This is a genomic window from Acinetobacter legionensis (assembly GCF_048551735.1).
Lineage (GTDB): Bacteria > Pseudomonadota > Gammaproteobacteria > Pseudomonadales > Moraxellaceae > Acinetobacter.
Genome location: NZ_JBIMBV010000003.1, coordinates 115949 through 132624 on the forward strand (window position 1 = coordinate 115949; position 16676 = coordinate 132624).

The 16676-nt window shown below is 38.1% G+C and carries 20 protein-coding genes; 7 read left to right on the plus strand and 13 right to left on the minus strand.

Annotated elements, in window-relative coordinates; genetic code table 11:
* Positions 1-182 precede the first annotated feature (182 nt).
* From ACG9ZL_RS03845 to ACG9ZL_RS03855, 3 genes are read right to left on the minus strand one after another with little or no spacing between them, the layout of a single operon-like run.
* Positions 183-842: a hypothetical protein gene (locus ACG9ZL_RS03845; protein WP_419359143.1), complete on the minus strand. Its 660-nt coding sequence runs from the start codon at positions 840-842 to the stop codon at positions 183-185.
* Positions 843-857: 15 nt separating this feature from the next.
* Positions 858-1298, minus strand: coding sequence for a ClpXP protease specificity-enhancing factor (locus ACG9ZL_RS03850; protein ID WP_004722950.1), 441 nt, complete (start codon positions 1296-1298; stop codon positions 858-860).
* Between the two features lie 26 nt (positions 1299-1324).
* The gene (locus tag ACG9ZL_RS03855; RefSeq protein WP_419359144.1) at positions 1325-1978 is read right to left on the minus strand and encodes a glutathione S-transferase N-terminal domain-containing protein; all 654 of its coding nucleotides are present in this window, start codon (positions 1976-1978) and stop codon (positions 1325-1327) included.
* 122 nt (positions 1979-2100) lie between these two features.
* Between ACG9ZL_RS03855 and ACG9ZL_RS03860 the strand changes: the two genes are divergently transcribed.
* A complete protein-coding gene (locus ACG9ZL_RS03860; protein ID WP_419359145.1) occupies positions 2101-2565 on the plus strand; it encodes a hypothetical protein in 465 nt (154 codons plus the stop codon).
* Positions 2566-2635: 70 nt separating this feature from the next.
* Here ACG9ZL_RS03860 and rpsI read toward each other — a convergent pair whose 3' ends face one another.
* Both rpsI and rplM read right to left on the minus strand, forming a co-directional pair.
* Positions 2636-3022 carry a 30S ribosomal protein S9 gene (gene rpsI, locus ACG9ZL_RS03865; protein WP_004647927.1) on the minus strand — a complete coding sequence of 129 codons (387 nt, stop codon included), beginning with the start codon at positions 3020-3022 and terminating at the stop codon, positions 2636-2638.
* A gap of 12 nt (positions 3023-3034) precedes the next feature.
* Complete coding sequence (rplM, locus tag ACG9ZL_RS03870; RefSeq protein WP_004722943.1) at positions 3035-3463, minus strand: 50S ribosomal protein L13; 429 nt, start codon at positions 3461-3463, stop codon at positions 3035-3037.
* Positions 3464-3843: 380 nt separating this feature from the next.
* On the opposite strand from rplM, the gene ACG9ZL_RS03875 reads away from it, so the two are divergent.
* The 4 genes from ACG9ZL_RS03875 to ACG9ZL_RS03890 all read left to right on the plus strand — a co-directional run bounded on the left by ACG9ZL_RS03875 (position 3844) and on the right by ACG9ZL_RS03890 (position 7092).
* Positions 3844-4218 carry a hypothetical protein gene (locus ACG9ZL_RS03875; protein WP_419359147.1) on the plus strand — a complete coding sequence of 125 codons (375 nt, stop codon included), beginning with the start codon at positions 3844-3846 and terminating at the stop codon, positions 4216-4218.
* Positions 4219-4420: 202 nt separating this feature from the next.
* Entirely contained in the window at positions 4421-5392 is a 972-nt protein-coding gene (gene pdxA, locus ACG9ZL_RS03880; RefSeq protein WP_336953321.1) for a 4-hydroxythreonine-4-phosphate dehydrogenase PdxA, read from the plus strand.
* Positions 5393-5430: 38 nt separating this feature from the next.
* On the plus strand, positions 5431-6243 hold the full coding sequence (gene rsmA / locus ACG9ZL_RS03885) for a 16S rRNA (adenine(1518)-N(6)/adenine(1519)-N(6))-dimethyltransferase RsmA (RefSeq protein WP_336953320.1): 813 nt from the start codon (positions 5431-5433) through the stop codon (positions 6241-6243).
* Complete coding sequence (locus tag ACG9ZL_RS03890; RefSeq protein WP_419359149.1) at positions 6244-7092, plus strand: symmetrical bis(5'-nucleosyl)-tetraphosphatase; 849 nt, start codon at positions 6244-6246, stop codon at positions 7090-7092. It begins immediately after the preceding gene.
* Between the two features lie 130 nt (positions 7093-7222).
* On the opposite strand, the gene ACG9ZL_RS03895 is transcribed toward ACG9ZL_RS03890, so the two are convergent.
* The 5 genes from ACG9ZL_RS03895 to hflX form a co-directional block, all read right to left on the minus strand.
* Complete coding sequence (locus tag ACG9ZL_RS03895) at positions 7223-7669, minus strand: DUF2147 domain-containing protein (protein WP_336953316.1); 447 nt, start codon at positions 7667-7669, stop codon at positions 7223-7225.
* 52 nt (positions 7670-7721) lie between these two features.
* Positions 7722-8165, minus strand: a complete 444-nt coding sequence (locus tag ACG9ZL_RS03900) for a DUF2147 domain-containing protein (protein WP_336953314.1) — start codon at positions 8163-8165, stop codon at positions 7722-7724.
* Between the two features lie 94 nt (positions 8166-8259).
* Positions 8260-8928 (minus strand): LrgB family protein, encoded by a 669-nt coding sequence (locus ACG9ZL_RS03905; protein ID WP_336953312.1) that lies wholly within the window; start codon positions 8926-8928, stop codon positions 8260-8262.
* Positions 8929-8937: 9 nt separating this feature from the next.
* Positions 8938-9309 carry a hypothetical protein gene (locus tag ACG9ZL_RS03910; RefSeq protein ID WP_034610058.1) on the minus strand — a complete coding sequence of 124 codons (372 nt, stop codon included), beginning with the start codon at positions 9307-9309 and terminating at the stop codon, positions 8938-8940.
* Positions 9310-9352: 43 nt separating this feature from the next.
* Positions 9353-10684 carry a ribosome rescue GTPase HflX gene (hflX, locus tag ACG9ZL_RS03915; protein WP_336953311.1) on the minus strand — a complete coding sequence of 444 codons (1332 nt, stop codon included), beginning with the start codon at positions 10682-10684 and terminating at the stop codon, positions 9353-9355.
* Positions 10685-11022: 338 nt separating this feature from the next.
* Here hflX and ACG9ZL_RS03920 point away from each other — a divergent pair, with 338 nt between their 5' ends.
* Positions 11023-11835 carry a lysophospholipid acyltransferase family protein gene (locus tag ACG9ZL_RS03920; protein WP_336953310.1) on the plus strand — a complete coding sequence of 271 codons (813 nt, stop codon included), beginning with the start codon at positions 11023-11025 and terminating at the stop codon, positions 11833-11835.
* Between the two features lie 532 nt (positions 11836-12367).
* Here ACG9ZL_RS03920 and ACG9ZL_RS03925 read toward each other — a convergent pair.
* Positions 12368-13996 carry a phospholipase D family protein gene (locus ACG9ZL_RS03925; protein WP_419359151.1) on the minus strand — a complete coding sequence of 543 codons (1629 nt, stop codon included), beginning with the start codon at positions 13994-13996 and terminating at the stop codon, positions 12368-12370.
* Positions 13997-14162: 166 nt separating this feature from the next.
* On the opposite strand from ACG9ZL_RS03925, the gene ACG9ZL_RS03930 reads away from it, so the two are divergent.
* Positions 14163-15173, plus strand: a complete 1011-nt coding sequence (locus tag ACG9ZL_RS03930; RefSeq protein ID WP_419328039.1) for a metallophosphoesterase — start codon at positions 14163-14165, stop codon at positions 15171-15173.
* Positions 15174-15189: 16 nt separating this feature from the next.
* Here ACG9ZL_RS03930 and ACG9ZL_RS03935 read toward each other — a convergent pair whose 3' ends face one another.
* Both ACG9ZL_RS03935 and ACG9ZL_RS03940 read right to left on the minus strand, forming a co-directional pair.
* On the minus strand, positions 15190-15510 hold the full coding sequence (locus ACG9ZL_RS03935) for a hypothetical protein (RefSeq protein ID WP_336953306.1): 321 nt from the start codon (positions 15508-15510) through the stop codon (positions 15190-15192).
* 402 nt (positions 15511-15912) lie between these two features.
* Entirely contained in the window at positions 15913-16671 is a 759-nt protein-coding gene (locus ACG9ZL_RS03940) for a ribosomal protein L7/L12 (RefSeq protein WP_419359153.1), read from the minus strand.
* Positions 16672-16676: the final 5 nt, after the last annotated feature.

The window sequence follows — 16676 nt, forward strand, 5'->3', positions numbered from 1 at the left end:
TCAATAAAAGCTTAACTTAATAGTGAATTAAATATTTATTATGTTTGTGCATGTTTTATCATTTATAATATTATTACTGTGATTTTAATCACATGAAATGATTAAAATTACTAAAGTATTTTTTACATGAAAAAAAGCGATCATTTCGATCGCTTTTTATAATTTTTGATTATCAAACTAAATTAAGCAAAAAGCTTTGTCGCTGCTTCAAAAAGAATATATAAAACTACAAGTGCTACCACAGGTTCTGCAATTTTAGCCCAGGTTGGATTTGCGGTTTCGGTTACTATGACTTCTTTGTGATCAGCATGAAGATCTACTTTTTGAACATTGACCATTTGATTAAACTCCTTCATCGTTTCATCTAATGATATCTCTTCTTCAGGCACAGGTTGAGAGCCAATCAGTTCGGTTAGTTCGTTTGTTGACCAAACCCAATCTTTTGCCTGACCCGATAGGTGCTCAATTTGACCAATCACCAATTCTCGAAGACCTCGCTTACCTAAACTTCCTGCTGTTTCAAGTTGCTTTAATTCAGCAAGCTGTAGTTCAAGAATTTCCGTTGTTACAGGTTCAAGTATAGATTTATCTAAACTGGATTTATTCTGAGTAGAGGTGGTGAGGTGTCGAGAAATTTCTTGGCTGTATAACTGATCTTGCGAAAGAATTTCTTGATATAAAGCATCATCATCCTTACGCCATAGCGTAATGAGTTTACCCAAGGTTAAAGCATTGAGTTCTTCAATATGTGCAATACGTTGGGCAGGCTCTAATTGAGATAATAGCTGAGGCTTTTGAATCTTTATCTGCTCAGCAAAGTATTGTACGAGATCAAAAGCCATTCAGTTCTCCTTGTTCTATTCTAAAATTCTTAAACTTGGTTTTTTCTTTGGTGCCTCAGTTTTAGTTTCTACTTCTTCACTTGTATTTGATTCTAAAACATCTTCATCAATTTGCACATTGGCATATTCATCTGGATCAAAGAATAATCCTTGTCCATTTTCACGTGCATACAAGCCTAATACCGCATTTATAGGCACATAAATATCTTTGGATGCGCCGCTAAAACGAGCAGAGAAGGTAATTGCTTCATTGGTCATATTTAACATATGTACAGAATGTGGTGCGATGTTCAATACAATTTGTCCATCTTGTACAAATTGTTGTGGTACATCGGTATAGGGTTTAGTTGCGTCAACAAGTAAGTATGGCGTTAAATTGTTGTCGCAAATCCATTCATATATTGCGCGTGCAAGGTATGGTCGAGTTGGGGTTAAGTTCAATTCTTGTTCAGACATTAAAAAATACTCTATTGATTTGCGATCTAGAATTTTGCCAAAAATTCACTATATCTGTGTTTCTCTTTAAAAGTCATCGACTTTAAAAAAGCAGGGCGGCTAAAAATCCGTTGGCAATATAATAAAATTGGACGAGATTGCTGTTTCGGTAATTCAATTCCCATATGTTTTAACCGTATGAAAATTGGCGCTAACATGCAATCTAAAATTGTAAAGTTTTCAGACATAAAATAAGGATAATGTTGAAACAGTGGGGTCAGGGATACCAAAGTATCTTTTAATTGTTTTTGTGCATTCTTTTTTGCGGCTTCATTAAGTGTATCTGGGTGGCGTAGCATAATGTCTGCAAGTTTAAGCCAATCTTGTTCAAAGCGCCAAATATACTGTCTTTGCTCTGCGCGTGGTGCTGGGGCATCCGCATAAAGTTTGTTTTGTCGATAACGGTCATCTAAGTATTCAGAAATAATACTAGTATTAAACAGCTTTAAATCGTTTTCAATCAGCATAGGTAGTTGATTATATGGATTTAAACTGGCTAAATCTTCATCATCTTCTTCGACAATGATTAAGGTATGTTTAATTTGTTTTTCTACAAGAAGAAATCTAATCCAATGTGAACGAAAGTCATCCTCGTGGCTATACAATGTAATCCCTTGTTGAGGCGCATTTTCGACAGGCATATTCCAAAAACTAAGTGAAGTGAATAGAGTAGAATACTAAAAATAGACAATAAAATCATCTTAACTTTAATAAGCTTATGGTGGGTATTGCTATCAAATAGATAGGAAACAAGGATAAACCTATGAATTTAATAAATAAGCACAGTAAATTGGCGTTGGCATTGCTGTTAATGATGGGTATTTCAAATACATATGCAAAGATGCAACCTTTGGATACTCAAGTACAAGAGGCTGCCACTGAAGCAATCGAAGCTGCAGGAGCAGAAGTGGCTGGAGAAGGAACCTTATGTAGTGCTGATGAGGCCTGTGATGTTGCGTCTGCTGCTTCTGAAGAAGAAATGTATGGTGGGATCAAACAAGAATATGTCGTAAAAGGTTGTAAGGTGACGATCTACAATGATGGACCCGTGAAAATGGTCAATGTAAAGACCGATAAGCCGTGTAATGCACCGCTTCCGAAAGATCATAAGTTCTCTAAGGAAACTCGAACTTATCAGGAAAATGGCTGTACGATTACAGAATCAAAAGCTGCCGATGGGATTTCTGACGCTGTCATGGACTGCTCTAAACGAGATAAAACAAAATAACTTCAAATAGTTAACACATAAAAAAACCTCGGCAAATGCCGAGGTTTTTTTGTCCGATTCGGTAAACGAATTAACGTTTAGAGAATTGAGGACGTTTACGAGCTTTACGTAAACCAAGTTTCTTACGTTCAACTTCACGAGCATCACGAGTAACGAAACCAGCTTGACGAAGAGCAGGTTTTAAAGTCTCATCAGAAGCGATCAATGCACGAGTAATACCGTGACGGATAGCGCCTGCTTGACCACCGATACCACCACCAGCAACAGTGATGTAAAGGTCAAATTTTTCAGTAACTTCTAAAAGCTCAAGTGGTTGACGAACAACCATACGAGCAGTTTCACGACCGAAATACTGTTCAAGAGTGCGGTTGTTGATTACGAGTTTACCAGTACCAGCTGATAGGAAAACACGTGCAGTTGCGGTCTTACGGCGACCTGTACCATAGTTAGTAGCCATGTGCTGTATCCCTTAGATGTCCAAAACTTGTGGCTGTTGAGCAGTATGAGGATGCTCAGTACCAGCGTACACTTTCATTTTCTTGATCATCGCGTAACCAAGAGGACCTTTTGGCAACATGCCTTTTACAGCACGTTCGAAGATTTCTTCTGGTTTGTGAGCAACTAATTTTTCAAAATTAGTTTCACGAATACCACCAGGGAAACCAGTGTGGCGATAGTATTTCTTATCAAGTGATTTTTTACCAGTCACTTGTACTTGTTCAGCATTGATCACAACGATGTAGTCACCAGTGTCAACGTGAGGCGTATAAGAAGTTTTGTGTTTACCGCGTAAACGACGAGCGATTTCAGTCGCAAGGCGACCTAAAGTTTTGCCAGAAGCATCAACAACATACCAGTCGTGTTGAACTTCAGCTGGCTTAGCGCTGAGAGTTTTCATTAAACCACTACCTATTATAGTTGGTTTGGACTATGGAATCTGTCCAAACAAAAAGGAGTGCGAATTCTATCTGAAAAGAGTTAGAGTCGCAATTGAAATATTGAATTTCAAGCGCATCATTATATTGATAAACGTAGCCAAAAGCAAAGCTTAGTTTGGATAAAATGTTGTAAGGTTTTCTGATTTATATTGGAATTGTGACAGACTTTATGAATAATAAAAGTGATATAAAGAAAATAAGTCAGGCAAAAATGAAAATAATAAATTCAATAAAATTCCTTCTACTGATAGTGGGTGGAGGCAACTTAAACCTTAGTTTTGCTCAAGCTGATTTTCTGGATTAGGCCTCATCTTTACCGGAACTTCATCCAACTGCTCCTGTGCATTATCAAAATCAAGCTGATCTTGGAGACAGGATTATCTCTGTTCAATGGATGACGGTCGATTTTAGTGAAGAAATTCAATCCGCATATCCTTGCCAAGCGGTTGGATTACTTATTCAAACACAACATATCCCTATTGGTGAGGAAGTCGATGCTGTCGTGCAATGGGGGGATGATGATGATAAAAGCCGAAGTGGCGAATATACAGTCTATGGAAAAGTTGAACCAGACCATCGAGTCAGAATAATCTTTGATCAACATATTGCCCCAGCCAAGTGTGGGAAAGAGGTTGAATCGATGTTTGATTTCTCTGAGATTGATCAACAGCAAGCTCAACCAGAAACTCGGCCAGCCTCTAAAAGTCAGCTCTAAAGCATTTTAAGTTTCCATCATCTAAGTCTGATGAAATATAAAAATTGTTTGCAATGGTCTTATATAGGTGGTTTGAGAAATATTTTTGGTTCATTTTTTACGTGATTTAGTTATATTCGATATAAAAAATGAACTTGAATTGGAAATGATAATTTAGAACCGATGTATACTGTCTATGCAAGGTCTATTAAAAGAGTTCTAGATGCTTCCTTTATATATAACCAGTGGTGAGCCTGCTGGCATTGGCCCAGATATTTGTTTAGATTTGGCAGATCGTATTGATGATCGTCCAGTTGTTGTATTGGCTGATATCAATATGTTGAGGGATCGTGCCAAAATTTTAAACAAAAGTGTTCAGCTCATTGAGTATAAAGGACAGACGGAGCGTTTGGCTCAAGGTCAAGTCTATATTGAACATGTTCCTTTAGCTGTAGATGTTATTTTAGGGGAGTTAAACCCACAAAACTCTGCATATGTGATCGAGCAATTGCGTCGAACTGCGTACTATGCGATGCGCGGGCTGAGTGTTGGTGTTGCTACAGCGCCAGTACAAAAGTCAATTATCAATGATGCAGGGATCCACTTCAGTGGCCATACAGAATATTACCAAGAGTTTGCGGGTGTGGAGCGTGTGGTTATGATGCTTGCAACAAAAACGTTAAGAGTCGCTTTAGTGACCACCCATTTACCATTGCGGGATGTTGCAGATGCCATTACCAAACAACGTCTCCATCAGGTGATTGATATTCTGATTCATGATTTAAAAACAAAATTTAAAATTAATCATCCGCGTATTTTGGTGTGTGGTTTAAATCCTCATGCAGGTGAAGGTGGTTATTTAGGTCATGAAGAAATTGATACGATTAATCCTGTACTTGAAAGTTATCGAGCGCAAGGCATAGACATGAGTTTAAGTATGCCTGCTGATACTTTATTTACTGTGGATCATTTAAAAGGTACTGATGCTGTTTTAGCGATGTATCACGATCAGGGGTTACCTGTGTTAAAATCGCAGGGATTTGGCGAAGCCATTAATATTACTTTAGGTTTACCTTTTATTCGGACCTCGGTCGATCATGGTACTGCGCTCTCCCTTGCAGGTACAGGCCTTGCAAAAAGTTCAAGTTTGCATGTCGCTGTCGATTTAGCACTTGATCTAGCTCGTTCGAATTAAGTTGTAAACAACCTTATTTATCACGTTGGATATTTTTTATGTATCAAATTAATGCCTTAAACCCAAAAGATGAAGGGCATCATACGCGCAAGCGTTTTGGACAAAACTTCTTACATGACCAACGTGTGATTGCCAAAATTGTTCGTTCTGTCGCCCCGCGAGCAGGAGAAAATATTGTTGAAATTGGGCCAGGTTTAGCTGCTTTAACTTCGCCTTTAAATGGTGAATGTGATGCTTTGACTGTGCTAGAGCTGGATCGTGACTTGGCAGCAGGCTTACCGGGTCGAGTACCACATCCTGAACGTCTAACTATCATTGAAACTGATGCATTAAAATATGATTTTACTGAATTATTTCAGGAAGGTCGTCCTTTACGTGTAGTCGGAAACCTACCTTATAATATTTCAACACCTTTGCTTTTTCATCTCTTGGAATTTGGTGACAAAGTCAAAGACATGCATTTTATGTTGCAAAAAGAAGTGGTTGATCGTATTACAGCATCTCCAAACACCAAAGAGTATGGTCGTTTGTCAGTCATGATTCAATACTTTTGCAAACCTACTTTCTTGTTTGAAGTACCACCGGGATCATTCAATCCACCACCAAAAGTAACGTCTGCGGTATTTCGTTTAGAGCCATATGCAACTAAACCGATTGTTGCTAAAAGTGAAAAAGCTTTGGCACGTTTAGTATCGCATGTGTTTACACAACGCCGAAAAACATTACGTAATAGCTTAAAAGGCATGTTGGTTGAAGACGGTTTTGAAAATGCTGGTGTAGATCCAATGGCACGTCCAGAAACCTTAACATTGGCTCAGTTTGTTGCATTATCTGACCAAATGGTGGCTTAAATGGCACTGGAAAAAGTTAGATATAATTATGTGATTGGCGACGTACAAGGGTGTTTTGAAGCACTGAAAGCACTACTCAAAGAAATCCAATTCGATGCTGATCAAGATTTTATTTGGTTTGCGGGCGATTTAATCGCCCGTGGTGAAAATTCAGTGGGTGCAATACGTTTTATCAAAAAATTATGCGAACAAGGCAATGCTGCAACAGTCCTTGGTAATCATGATTTAAATCTGCTGGCGGTTGCACGTGGGATTAAAAAGCTCAAAGAAAAAGACCATATTGCTGATGTCATTCATGCTTTAGAAAGTGATGAATTGATTGATTGGTTACGTAAACAGCCTTTGTGCTTATTTCCCAATGAAAAGACGATTTTGACTCATGCGGGTATTCCGAATATTTGGGATGCGGAAAAGACCGTAGCGTTGGCCAAAGAAGTGGAAGCAGTCTTAGCGCATGATGACTTTACTGTGCTTGATTCATTTCTGAAAGAGATGTATGGCACTGAGCCAGATTTATGGGTAGATGATTTACAAGGTCATGCTCGCTTACGCTGTATTACCAATTATTTAACCCGTATGCGTTTGACCGATGCCCAAGGTCGTTTAGAGTTTAGCTTTAAAGATGCTTTAGATGAGCCGATGCCAGTCGGTTTTCAGCCATGGTTCAAATTTGAATCGCAGACAGCAAAAACTCATCAGATCGTTTTTGGACATTGGGCAGCGTTGCAAGGTGAGCGCATCAATGCTCAAATCCAAAATGTCGATGGTGGGTGTGTTTGGGGGCATCAACTGCTGGCTTATCGACTAGAGGATCAAAAACTTTTCAGTGTAGATAACCCTTTTTTTTGATATGAATAAAGCCACAAGATGTGGCTTTATTTTTTGGCAATGTCACGAGATTCAAGCATAATATCAATGCGCCATTTTAAATGATTTTAATCTTTTAACTGGCGAATTCATCTACCAATTGAAAAGTAAATTATTCTTGTCGAATCCAAGTCTGACTTCGACCAATGAGTGAAATACCAAGATAGCCACGTAAGGTCAGGCGGTTTCCACTTGCATTTAAGCGGGCTTTACCGTGATAAATTTTTCCTCCGCGAGGATCCAGAACTTCGCCACCAATATAGTTGTTTGGATTATTTGGATCAGCTTTTAACTTTTGTAAAATGGTTAAGCCAATAATCGGTTTATTGGTAAAGGGTGCGGGGCAATTGCGGCATTGTGTTAAAACCGTTTCTCCGGGTGCGGGAAAATCTTTAATGATTTTACCGACATAAGTATCATCTTTTTGTTTCTCGATTTGAATATGTGCACGCACATAACCTGTTTTATCATCGACAGTGCGCCATGTGCCAGTAATGTCAGCTGCATGTGTCCAGCTGATCATTCCCAGTAGCATACAACTGAAAATTCCTTTTTTCATAAGCATACCTATTTTCTTTTAAGTTTAAATGTTGTGATCTGTGAATAAGGCCTTATTCACGAATCCAAGTTTGACTACGACCGAGCGCAGACACTCCAACATAACCTCTTAACATCAAGCGATTACCGTTTGAGTTGAGTTTGGCTTTCATGGAATAAATTTTACCTGTAAGTGGATCGATAATTTTTCCACCGACATAGTCTTCATCACTGGTTTGTTTGAGATTTTTAAGAACATCCATACCTAAAATGGGTTTATTGGTATAAGGCGCTGGACAGTCTATACAGGTTTCTTTTGGGGTATAACCAGGACGCGGGGTAATTTTGATGATTTTACCAGTATATGTGCCATTGGCTTCTTTGCGTATTTCAAGCACAGCTTTAGATGAGCCAGTTTTATCATCGATATTTTTCCAAATACCAGTGATATCTTTTGCCATACTGCTACAGCTTAAAACAGAAAATAATGTCCCTAAGATGAACTTATTAAACCTCATTTATTGATTCCTTATCAAAATGGGGGAAAGAATAGTTCATCTTAAGCTGAATAATTACTCTAGGCAATCATGTGAAAAGTAAAATAAATCACATTTATTTTATAAAAAGTATAAAAGTTGGCAACCAGATGGCTGTGAACACCGCATTTACTGCCATTCCAAAGGCTGCATAACGACCTGCAACCGCTCCACGTTGCCAAGCTTGGGCCGTTCCGATGGCATGTGCAGCCAGTCCTAAAGCCAAGCCAGATGCGCGTTCATCATTAATATTACGTAAAATAATCGATGAAAATGCTGCCCCAATCACGCCCGATAAAATTACGATCAAAATCACTAATGTGACTGGTGAGTGCAGTAAAGTTGCAATATTAATTGCAATTGGCGTTGTCACAGCACGTGTGGCAAAGGCCATAATGGTCGGTTCTGACATATGCAGTAAATAAGCTAAGCTCATAGGTAATGCAACAGCACTGATACTGGCAAAGACCAAGATCCCTACGACAGATTTCAGTGGTAAATCATCATAACGCATTGCGGCTAATGGAATAGCCAATGCCACAGTGACATAACCGAGTAGGTGGCTAAATAGACCATTCATATCGGTATTGTATTTTTCGTAAGGAATTTTAAAGATCATTAAAATTCCAATCACAAAAAACATGCCAATAACCAGAAGCGGAATTTGAGGAAAGCGTTTATTAATTGGTTTCGCTGCCAAGTAGGCAATTAGTGTGATTAAAAAACCAGTGATTACACTTAACATATCAGCCTCCTATAGCCACTTCTTCGCCATTTTTGCATAAATCCAGAGTGGAATCAGTGTACTGACAAACATCACAACCAAGAATAAGGGGATTTCTTTTCCCATACTGACCAGCATGATTAATGAACCCGCACATATCGGTAGGAAAGCAAATCCACTTTCTCTCATTAATTTATTGTTGGTATCGACCAGACGGGCAGGGATTTTCTTGAATCTACGCCATAAAACCAACACAAATAGTAGGCTGAGTAGACCTGTTAAATTGCCCAATTCAGGATGATTAAATTGTGACATCACTAACACAGAAGCTTCACGAAAGAAGATGATAAGTCCTATTGTGAAGATCCATGCTTGCCAATCGATACCTTTTAACTGATCCATGTGTGTTTATTTATAAAAATTGATCTTTCACGTTTTAACCGATTTAGCGCTTTATTTCAAACTCTTCTAACGGTCTTTTAAATTGCTCTGCCTTATTTCCAAGTATTTCAACGAGTGGTATATGTGCCTGATTGATGAGCTGTTCCAGTTTTTGTGGTGCCATGGCAACCACCAATTGTAGGTTGCCTTCATCGTCATAATGTTCAGATTCGATGACGTTAAGATCGTAAAGTTGATTTTTTAACTTACCATAAGCGGGTTTTAATTGTAGTTCAAAACGTTGAATTTGGCCCATCAAACATTCATGTACCGCTTTACGTAACAGGTCTAAACCTTGTTGTGTATGGGCTGAAACATAAACACGCTCAGGTTGGTGCGGTTTGGCATAAATGATTTTGGCTTCTTCTCCGCTTTGATCGATCTTGTTATAAACTCTTAATATTGGAACATCTGCGCCAATTTCATTTAACACCGTTTCTACGGCATCAATTTGTTCCATGACATCAGGACTACTCGAATCGATGATATGTAGCAGTAAAGTGGCTTCTAAAGTTTCTTCCAAAGTTGCCTTAAAGGATTCGACTAAAGAATGAGCTAGATTGCGCACAAAACCAACAGTGTCTGCAAGAACAAGCGTGCCAATACCATCCCAATCTAAACGGCGTAAGGTTGGGTCAAGTGTGGCAAATAATTGATCTGCTGCATAAACATCACTATTTGCCAAAATATTAAAAAGTGTTGATTTGCCTGCGTTGGTATAACCGACTAAAGACACAGTTGGAATATTGGCTTTTTGGCGAGCAGCACGGCCTTGAATACGTGTTTTTCGGACTTTTTCTAGACGATCTTTGAGCTGTTCCATACGGATGCGTAATAGACGTCGATCTGTTTCAAGTAAGGTTTCACCTGGTCCACGTAGACCAATACCACCTTTCTGACTGTCTAGATTGCTACGACTGCGGACTAAACGTGATGAAAGGTGATCTAACTGAGCCAATTCAACTTGTAGTTTACCTTCATGGGTACGGGCACGTTGCGCAAAAATATCAAGAATCAAACCTGTACGGTCGATCACACGACATTTTAAAATACGTTCTAAATTGCGTTCCTGAGCGGGCGATAGTGCTTGGTCAAAAATGACCAATTCCACTTCATCTGCCTCAACTTGCTCAGCAATTTCTTCTGCTTTACCTGAACCAATAAAAAACTTAGGGTCGGGTTTAATCCGTTGTACGCTTAAATGCTCTAATATATCCGCGCCCGCAGATTTAGCCAGTAATCGAAATTCTTCTGCATCAAGATCTTCTAAGATTTGAACATTCACACTGACTAAAATGGTTTTTTCACCACCTTGATTTTGATCAAAGTATTCCACAGATTGTAAAACTCAGACATTAGATTAGAAAAATCATTCTAAAGGATATTCTGTGTTAAATCCTTAGCCGTATGCAAAGTATTGGAATAAATTTATAACCATTTGAATTTGTTTTAAAATGTTTATTTATATTTCTCTAGTGATTTTTTAGATGTTCTGAAAAAGCTAGCTGCGCGATTGATACTCCATCTTCTTATAATTTAGGATTGTGCTTATCTGAATATTCATTTAGCAAAGTTAATCAGGGTTAATGTCATCTATGATGAATGCAAGTTGGTTTAGATATGTATACAATAGTGCCAGTTTAATATGAAATACATTTTGTTTAGTGAATATCTATGACTCAACAACAAGCAATCAAAAAGTCAAAACCATCGAAATTAAGCGCTTTATCTAAAGTCTTTTTGTACAGTAAAAAACTGGTATCAGGAACATCTGCTGTTGCAGAAGGCTTTTATCTGGTTTACCGCCATCAACTCTATAAAGATCCCAATAATCCTAAAAATACCCGTTATGTTCAATATTTTTGTCGCCGGCTAAGTGAAGTATTTAATGTTGATGTACGTGTACATGGCGATATTCCTCGTGAACCTGCATTGTGGGTGAGTAACCATATTTCATGGTTGGATATTGCTGTTTTAGGTTCTGGGGCAAGGGTATTCTTTTTAGCGAAAGCTGAAATTGAAAAATGGCCAGTTTTTGGCAATTTGGCTAAAGGTGGTGGAACCCTATTTATTAAACGTGGTTCAGGGGATTCGGTGCGTATTCGAGAGCAAATCGCTGAGTTCTTAAGTAAAGATATTCCAGTTTTGTTTTTCCCTGAAGCAACGACCACCGATGGTTCAAAAGTCAAAAAAGTACATGGTCGGATCTTAGGTGCAGCGATTGAAGCTAAGAAACCCGTACAAGTGTGTGTGATTTGCTATGTAAATCAACATGGGAAATTAGATACCGTGGTGCCTTTTATTGGCGAAACCACATTTGTTGAACATGTTCAAGCTGTGCTGGAAATGCCAAAGGTTGTGGCGCATCTCAAAACCTTTCCTGCGATTGCAACAGAAGGGCATACAGTTGAAAGCCTGACTCAACAAGTGCAAGTGATGATGCAAAAAGGCTTGGAAGATCTACAGAAAGAAGTCCTAACAGATTGACGATCTATTCAAAATGATGTTTCTGACTGTTTTGAATAGCTCAAAAGCTGTCTGCAAGAGTGTGTAGGTTTATAAAATATCTTTATTTTTTATCAGAATAGATAATCATGATTTTTACTCAGCAAGCCAACATATTTGTCTCTGGAGCAGATTCACAACGAGGATTGTTCGAAAAAGCAAAAAATAATAAGTGAGGACGATTGATTCTAGATTCAAAAATACAGTGAAGGCATTATTGTTTCTCAACGATTTTACCAGAGATGGCTATCGCATTTGTCGGCATGGATGCCGCCGTTGGTCAAGGGCGATAAGGATTGCCCCTTTGACAAACATGAGCAAAAACAAAGCACGGCTTTGTTTGCAGCGTAAGTTTTGGCATTGCCCGAGAAAAGTAGAGCATCGCTTATGCAAATTGATCGAAACTTTTCTCAAAATATAAGGCAGTGAATACACCTTATATTATGCGATTTTTCATGAATTGTATTACTTTGCTTATTCAGTGCTTATACCATATCTATGAAACTATTCAGGATTACATAAAGCCCTCAATCGGCAACCAAGAAATCACCTTAATTCCTGCTTTTTGCCACCAATTCATTTTTGGTTCTTTTCTTAAAGTGACAATACCTTGAGGTGTTTCTTTGAGCCAATTGATTTTATTCTGTGAATCTAGAACCAACTTATAAGCATATTTTTTTAAATTATCGTCCATGGTTTTATGTACAGCAATTGCCAACGGTGGACTGTTGATAATGACGCCAATTTCAGTATTTAAGTTGGCTGAACGTGGGTCGAAATTAAATGAACCAATAAATACTTGCTTATTATCCACAGCCATCAGTTTGGCATGCAAGCTAGAACGGCTTAAGCCCTTTAAACTGACTTTGGCTTTCTTTGAGATTTCTTCTGAATTGGCATAGAGATTCTCCTCAGAAACGGCAGGCAGGAACTCATAAAGCTCGACACCATTTTTTAATAAGTTATCTCGATATTTTGCATAAAATGCATGCACCAATGCGACATCATTGGCTTTAAATGAATTGGTCAGGATACGTACTTTGACGCCCTCATCTGCCAGCTCAACCAGTTTCTTTGCGCCTTTTTTTTGCGGAACAAAATAAGCAGAGATCAGATCGACATTTTGAGTTGGGATATCTAAGCGTTTCACCATTTGGAAGTTGAGATGCTGTTCTTTTTTTGCCTTGGCCTGAATTTTATCAGGGGCATCTTTGACCACCTCTGCTTTGACCCAATCAAGTTGAATATTCTGATTGAGCCACTGATCAAAAGCATGCGTACGATTACTTAAATTTAAATAATTTTGAACCGTAATTTCTTGGTAATGGTGGGTTAATTGTTCTTTTAGGCTGTCATAACGTAAGGTGTAGGTACTGTGATTGACAATATTTCTTACCGGATAAGCATAGCTATGATTCCAATATTCATCAAAAGAATGGGTAATATCATCTACCGCTTGGCCTACAAGCATGACATCAACATCTGAAAATTGATAATTGTCACTAACATTGTAATATTGATTACTCATATTACGTCCGCCAATTAATGAAATCTGATTATCAGCAGTAAATGTTTTATTATGCATACGACGATTAATACGTTTTAAATCCAGCACCATATCGATTGGACGAATACTTCTAAAACGGTAAGGGTTAAATAATTTTACTTCTATGTTTGGGTGTTGATCTAAGGCGAGATAAACCCCTTCCATTTGTTTAGCATTATTATCATCGATCAGTAAACGAACTTTAACACCGCGATCTGCGGCTTCAATAATTTTGTATAAAGCCAATGAGCCAATTTTGTCATTGTCCCAAATGTAATATTGCAAATCTAATGTTTTTTGTGCTTTTTCAATCAAATTGATGCGTGCTGCGATTGCTTCCAGCGGATCATACAGAACGTGATAACCAGTTAACTCTGGATTTTGCGCTTTTAATGGGGAAATAATTTGTGCTAAAGGGGTGTCTTTGGTTTCTATATCGTAAGCATATTCGGGTTTAATATTTTCTTGTCGGGGTAGAGTTGAACAGGCAGAAAGGCTGAGTAAGAGGCAAGAACCGATCATCACCCAAAATTTTGACACATGGTGATTGTGAGCTTTTTGCTGTAATTGGGTATTACGATTGATCGTTCTTTGCATAATATTTTCTAAGATTTCTCAGAGCTAGAGTATAATTGCCTGAGGATATATTGACAATTCATTGATGTTTGCTGAAATGCAATCCATTTATGAAATGCCAATATCCCCTTTTCAAAAGATAAATAGAGAGATGACAAGTACATACACAGTACTTGAGAGATTGAATATGTTTCCAACCCTAACCGTTACATCAATTTTTTATCTCTGCTTCATTGTGCTTGCAATATGGGGAATGAGCCAAGCATGGTTAAGTCAATCTAGAACTGAAACGATCCATCCTTTTAAGTCTTTCGTCCATTTACTCGCATTCTACCTATCTTATTTATTAATTCCGTTGTTATTTTTTAGCATTTATGCAGGTTACATCGGAAAATTCTCATTACATGAAAGTATTTTTGTTTTTTTGCTCAGTGCATTACTGATTTATGCTCGTTTTATTGAACCACATACAGTTCATGTTCAGCATATGGGTTATTGTTTGGGTCAAGAGAAAACATTTACTCAACCGATTAAAGTTGCGCTGCTTGCTGATTTACATATCGGACTATTTTCTGGACATGAGCGTCAGCTGAAAACAATTGTCAAAAAAATTAATTTAGCTCAACCCGATTTTGTTGTAGTTGCGGGAGATTGGACCTATGAGCCTGAAAATAAATTGGTTGAAGAGTTGGCGATCTTAAAAGAGATTGAAGCTCCTATTTATTCAGTGAATGGCAATCATGATGAGCAATATCCGGGACCACCGATTCAAGGGTTATTGGCAAAAGCTTTAGCAGCCAATAATGTTATGGATATTGAAGGTAAAATTGTTGAATTTGATGATTTTCGTTTAATCGGTGTGGGTGATTTATGGGCAGGTAAAGCGGATATGCGCTATATGCCTGACTTACCTCAAGACAAACCGTGGTTAATTTTGTCACATAACCCCGATACGGTAGATATGGTTCCGCAATTACCTACACGTCCGCTGATGCTGTCTGGGCATACACATGGCGGGCAAGTTGAATTGCCGTGGTTGACCAGCTATGTGATGAAAAAAGTGTCTATCCTCGGTCATAAACGTGGTTTATATCAGCATGAAAATGCCGATGTATTTGTCAGTGTCGGTACCGGTATGGTGGGTGTACCTTTTCGGTTTAGAGTACCACCAACTATTGATATTATTGAGCTGAGTTAATTTTCATACTGATCAATCATGTTTTAAAATCGTAAAAGGCTGCAATCCCAATCAAAACAAGAAACCCAATCAATAACAGCATGCTGCTGGATATATTCTGATGACTCAAGTCTTCCACCCCTGAGGTTTGAACCGAAGCGTAAGTAGGGCTTGTTGAATCATAAGATGAAGACTTTGCTTGTGATGAGGTATTTTGCGTCTGTCCTTGTATAAAGTTTTCGGCAAATTTGGATAAAGCATCTGGTTGAGTCAAATCGATTTGGAATTGTTTTTTGATCTCTTGCCAGTCGGGATGTTGATCATTGATTTCAATGGTTTTACCATCCTGATGGGGCATTTTCACCGTACTAGATGAAAAGTTGAATTGAAAAGATTTGCTTTCATTTTTTATATTTGGTATTTCGCCCGATAAAATTTGAGGGTTTGCTTTAAAAGCATGAAACGCATCGGGTGATTCATGTAGGATGCGGACTAAATTTTGTGCTGCGGTAGGATCTAGTTGAAGTTGTGCAATAAGGAATTGTTCTGTTGGTTCTATTTAATGGTATTTAAGTAGATCAAGCAATGCTTGTAATTATATTTGATTCAATGGGTAGATGCTTACCCCGAATAATTTAAGTGATCAGAACAAGAGCTTTTAGTCGAAAGGCTTTCTTTTGACTGTTTTAAACTTTATTAGACATTTTGCATTGCATATTCAATCTTATTGCTGTGTTAAATTTTATCGCGGCGTTGCATTTTATTGCTTGATAAAAAATTGATATGCAAGCACAGCAACAATCGCAATAACAATAAGCATAAAAATAGGTAAGCCTTTTTTCTGGGTTTGATCTTCAATACCGACCGGTTGTGTTGTCACGCTGGATGGGCGGGGAATTGAATGAATATTATGTGTCGAATTGACAGCGCTATCACGTGCTTTGGCTTTCATTGCAGCAATGTAGTCAGCAGCCGAATCATATGTTTCACCTTGCGTAAAATGATGCATAATTTCATTCCAGTCAGGATGATGTTCATTTATCAACACTTTTTGATGATCTTGATCTAACACATAGATTTCGCCAGTTTCAAAATTCGACTGAATTGCCTTATAGCGTGGATGCTGACTATCATAAAAATCATCATCGAACTGAAATTGATTGATTGCTAAATGAGGATTTTCAGTGAGCTGTTCTACAAAGTCTTTGGCATCTTTTAGCCCAAGGTTTGAATTTTCCATGACCAGTTTAATCGCTTCAATTTTACGATTTTGTTGAATCAGGACAAGAATGTCTTGTTGTGGAGTTTGCAAGTGTATATCACGAGAAATAACACTTTGGGCAGTATCTGAAAATGCAAAGTCGTATGAGTTTTCTGTCAGGTTTTCTACATAATCCTTCGCGTCTTTCAAGCCTAAGTCTGAGTGGTCTTTGACCCATTTAACTGCTTCAACTTTACGACCTTGTTGAATCAGTAAAAGAATTTCTTGTCGTTGTTGTTGGCTAAAGTCTGGCATCATGCACC

Bases quoted from the DNA above. Each gene is read 5' to 3' on its own strand.
- ACG9ZL_RS03845 (WP_419359143.1), bottom strand. From the start codon at position 842: ATGGCTTTTGATCTCGTACAATACTTTGCTGAGCAGATAAAGATTCAA.
- ACG9ZL_RS03850 (WP_004722950.1), bottom strand. From the start codon at position 1,298: ATGTCTGAACAAGAATTGAACTTAACCCCAACTCGACCATACCTTGCA.
- ACG9ZL_RS03855 (WP_419359144.1), bottom strand. From the start codon at position 1,978: ATGCCTGTCGAAAATGCGCCTCAACAAGGGATTACATTGTATAGCCAC.
- ACG9ZL_RS03860 (WP_419359145.1), top strand. From the start codon at position 2,101: ATGAATTTAATAAATAAGCACAGTAAATTGGCGTTGGCATTGCTGTTA.
- rpsI (WP_004647927.1), bottom strand. From the start codon at position 3,022: ATGGCTACTAACTATGGTACAGGTCGCCGTAAGACCGCAACTGCACGT.
- rplM (WP_004722943.1), bottom strand. From the start codon at position 3,463: ATGAAAACTCTCAGCGCTAAGCCAGCTGAAGTTCAACACGACTGGTAT.
- pdxA (WP_336953321.1), top strand. From the start codon at position 4,421: ATGCTTCCTTTATATATAACCAGTGGTGAGCCTGCTGGCATTGGCCCA.
- rsmA (WP_336953320.1), top strand. From the start codon at position 5,431: ATGTATCAAATTAATGCCTTAAACCCAAAAGATGAAGGGCATCATACG.
- ACG9ZL_RS03890 (WP_419359149.1), top strand. From the start codon at position 6,244: ATGGCACTGGAAAAAGTTAGATATAATTATGTGATTGGCGACGTACAA.
- ACG9ZL_RS03895 (WP_336953316.1), bottom strand. From the start codon at position 7,669: ATGAAAAAAGGAATTTTCAGTTGTATGCTACTGGGAATGATCAGCTGG.
- ACG9ZL_RS03900 (WP_336953314.1), bottom strand. From the start codon at position 8,165: ATGAGGTTTAATAAGTTCATCTTAGGGACATTATTTTCTGTTTTAAGC.
- ACG9ZL_RS03905 (WP_336953312.1), bottom strand. From the start codon at position 8,928: ATGTTAAGTGTAATCACTGGTTTTTTAATCACACTAATTGCCTACTTG.
- ACG9ZL_RS03910 (WP_034610058.1), bottom strand. From the start codon at position 9,309: ATGGATCAGTTAAAAGGTATCGATTGGCAAGCATGGATCTTCACAATA.
- ACG9ZL_RS03920 (WP_336953310.1), top strand. From the start codon at position 11,023: ATGACTCAACAACAAGCAATCAAAAAGTCAAAACCATCGAAATTAAGC.
- ACG9ZL_RS03925 (WP_419359151.1), bottom strand. From the start codon at position 13,996: ATGCAAAGAACGATCAATCGTAATACCCAATTACAGCAAAAAGCTCAC.
- ACG9ZL_RS03930 (WP_419328039.1), top strand. From the start codon at position 14,163: ATGTTTCCAACCCTAACCGTTACATCAATTTTTTATCTCTGCTTCATT.
- ACG9ZL_RS03935 (WP_336953306.1), bottom strand. From the start codon at position 15,510: ATGCCCCATCAGGATGGTAAAACCATTGAAATCAATGATCAACATCCC.
- ACG9ZL_RS03940 (WP_419359153.1), bottom strand. From the start codon at position 16,671: ATGATGCCAGACTTTAGCCAACAACAACGACAAGAAATTCTTTTACTG.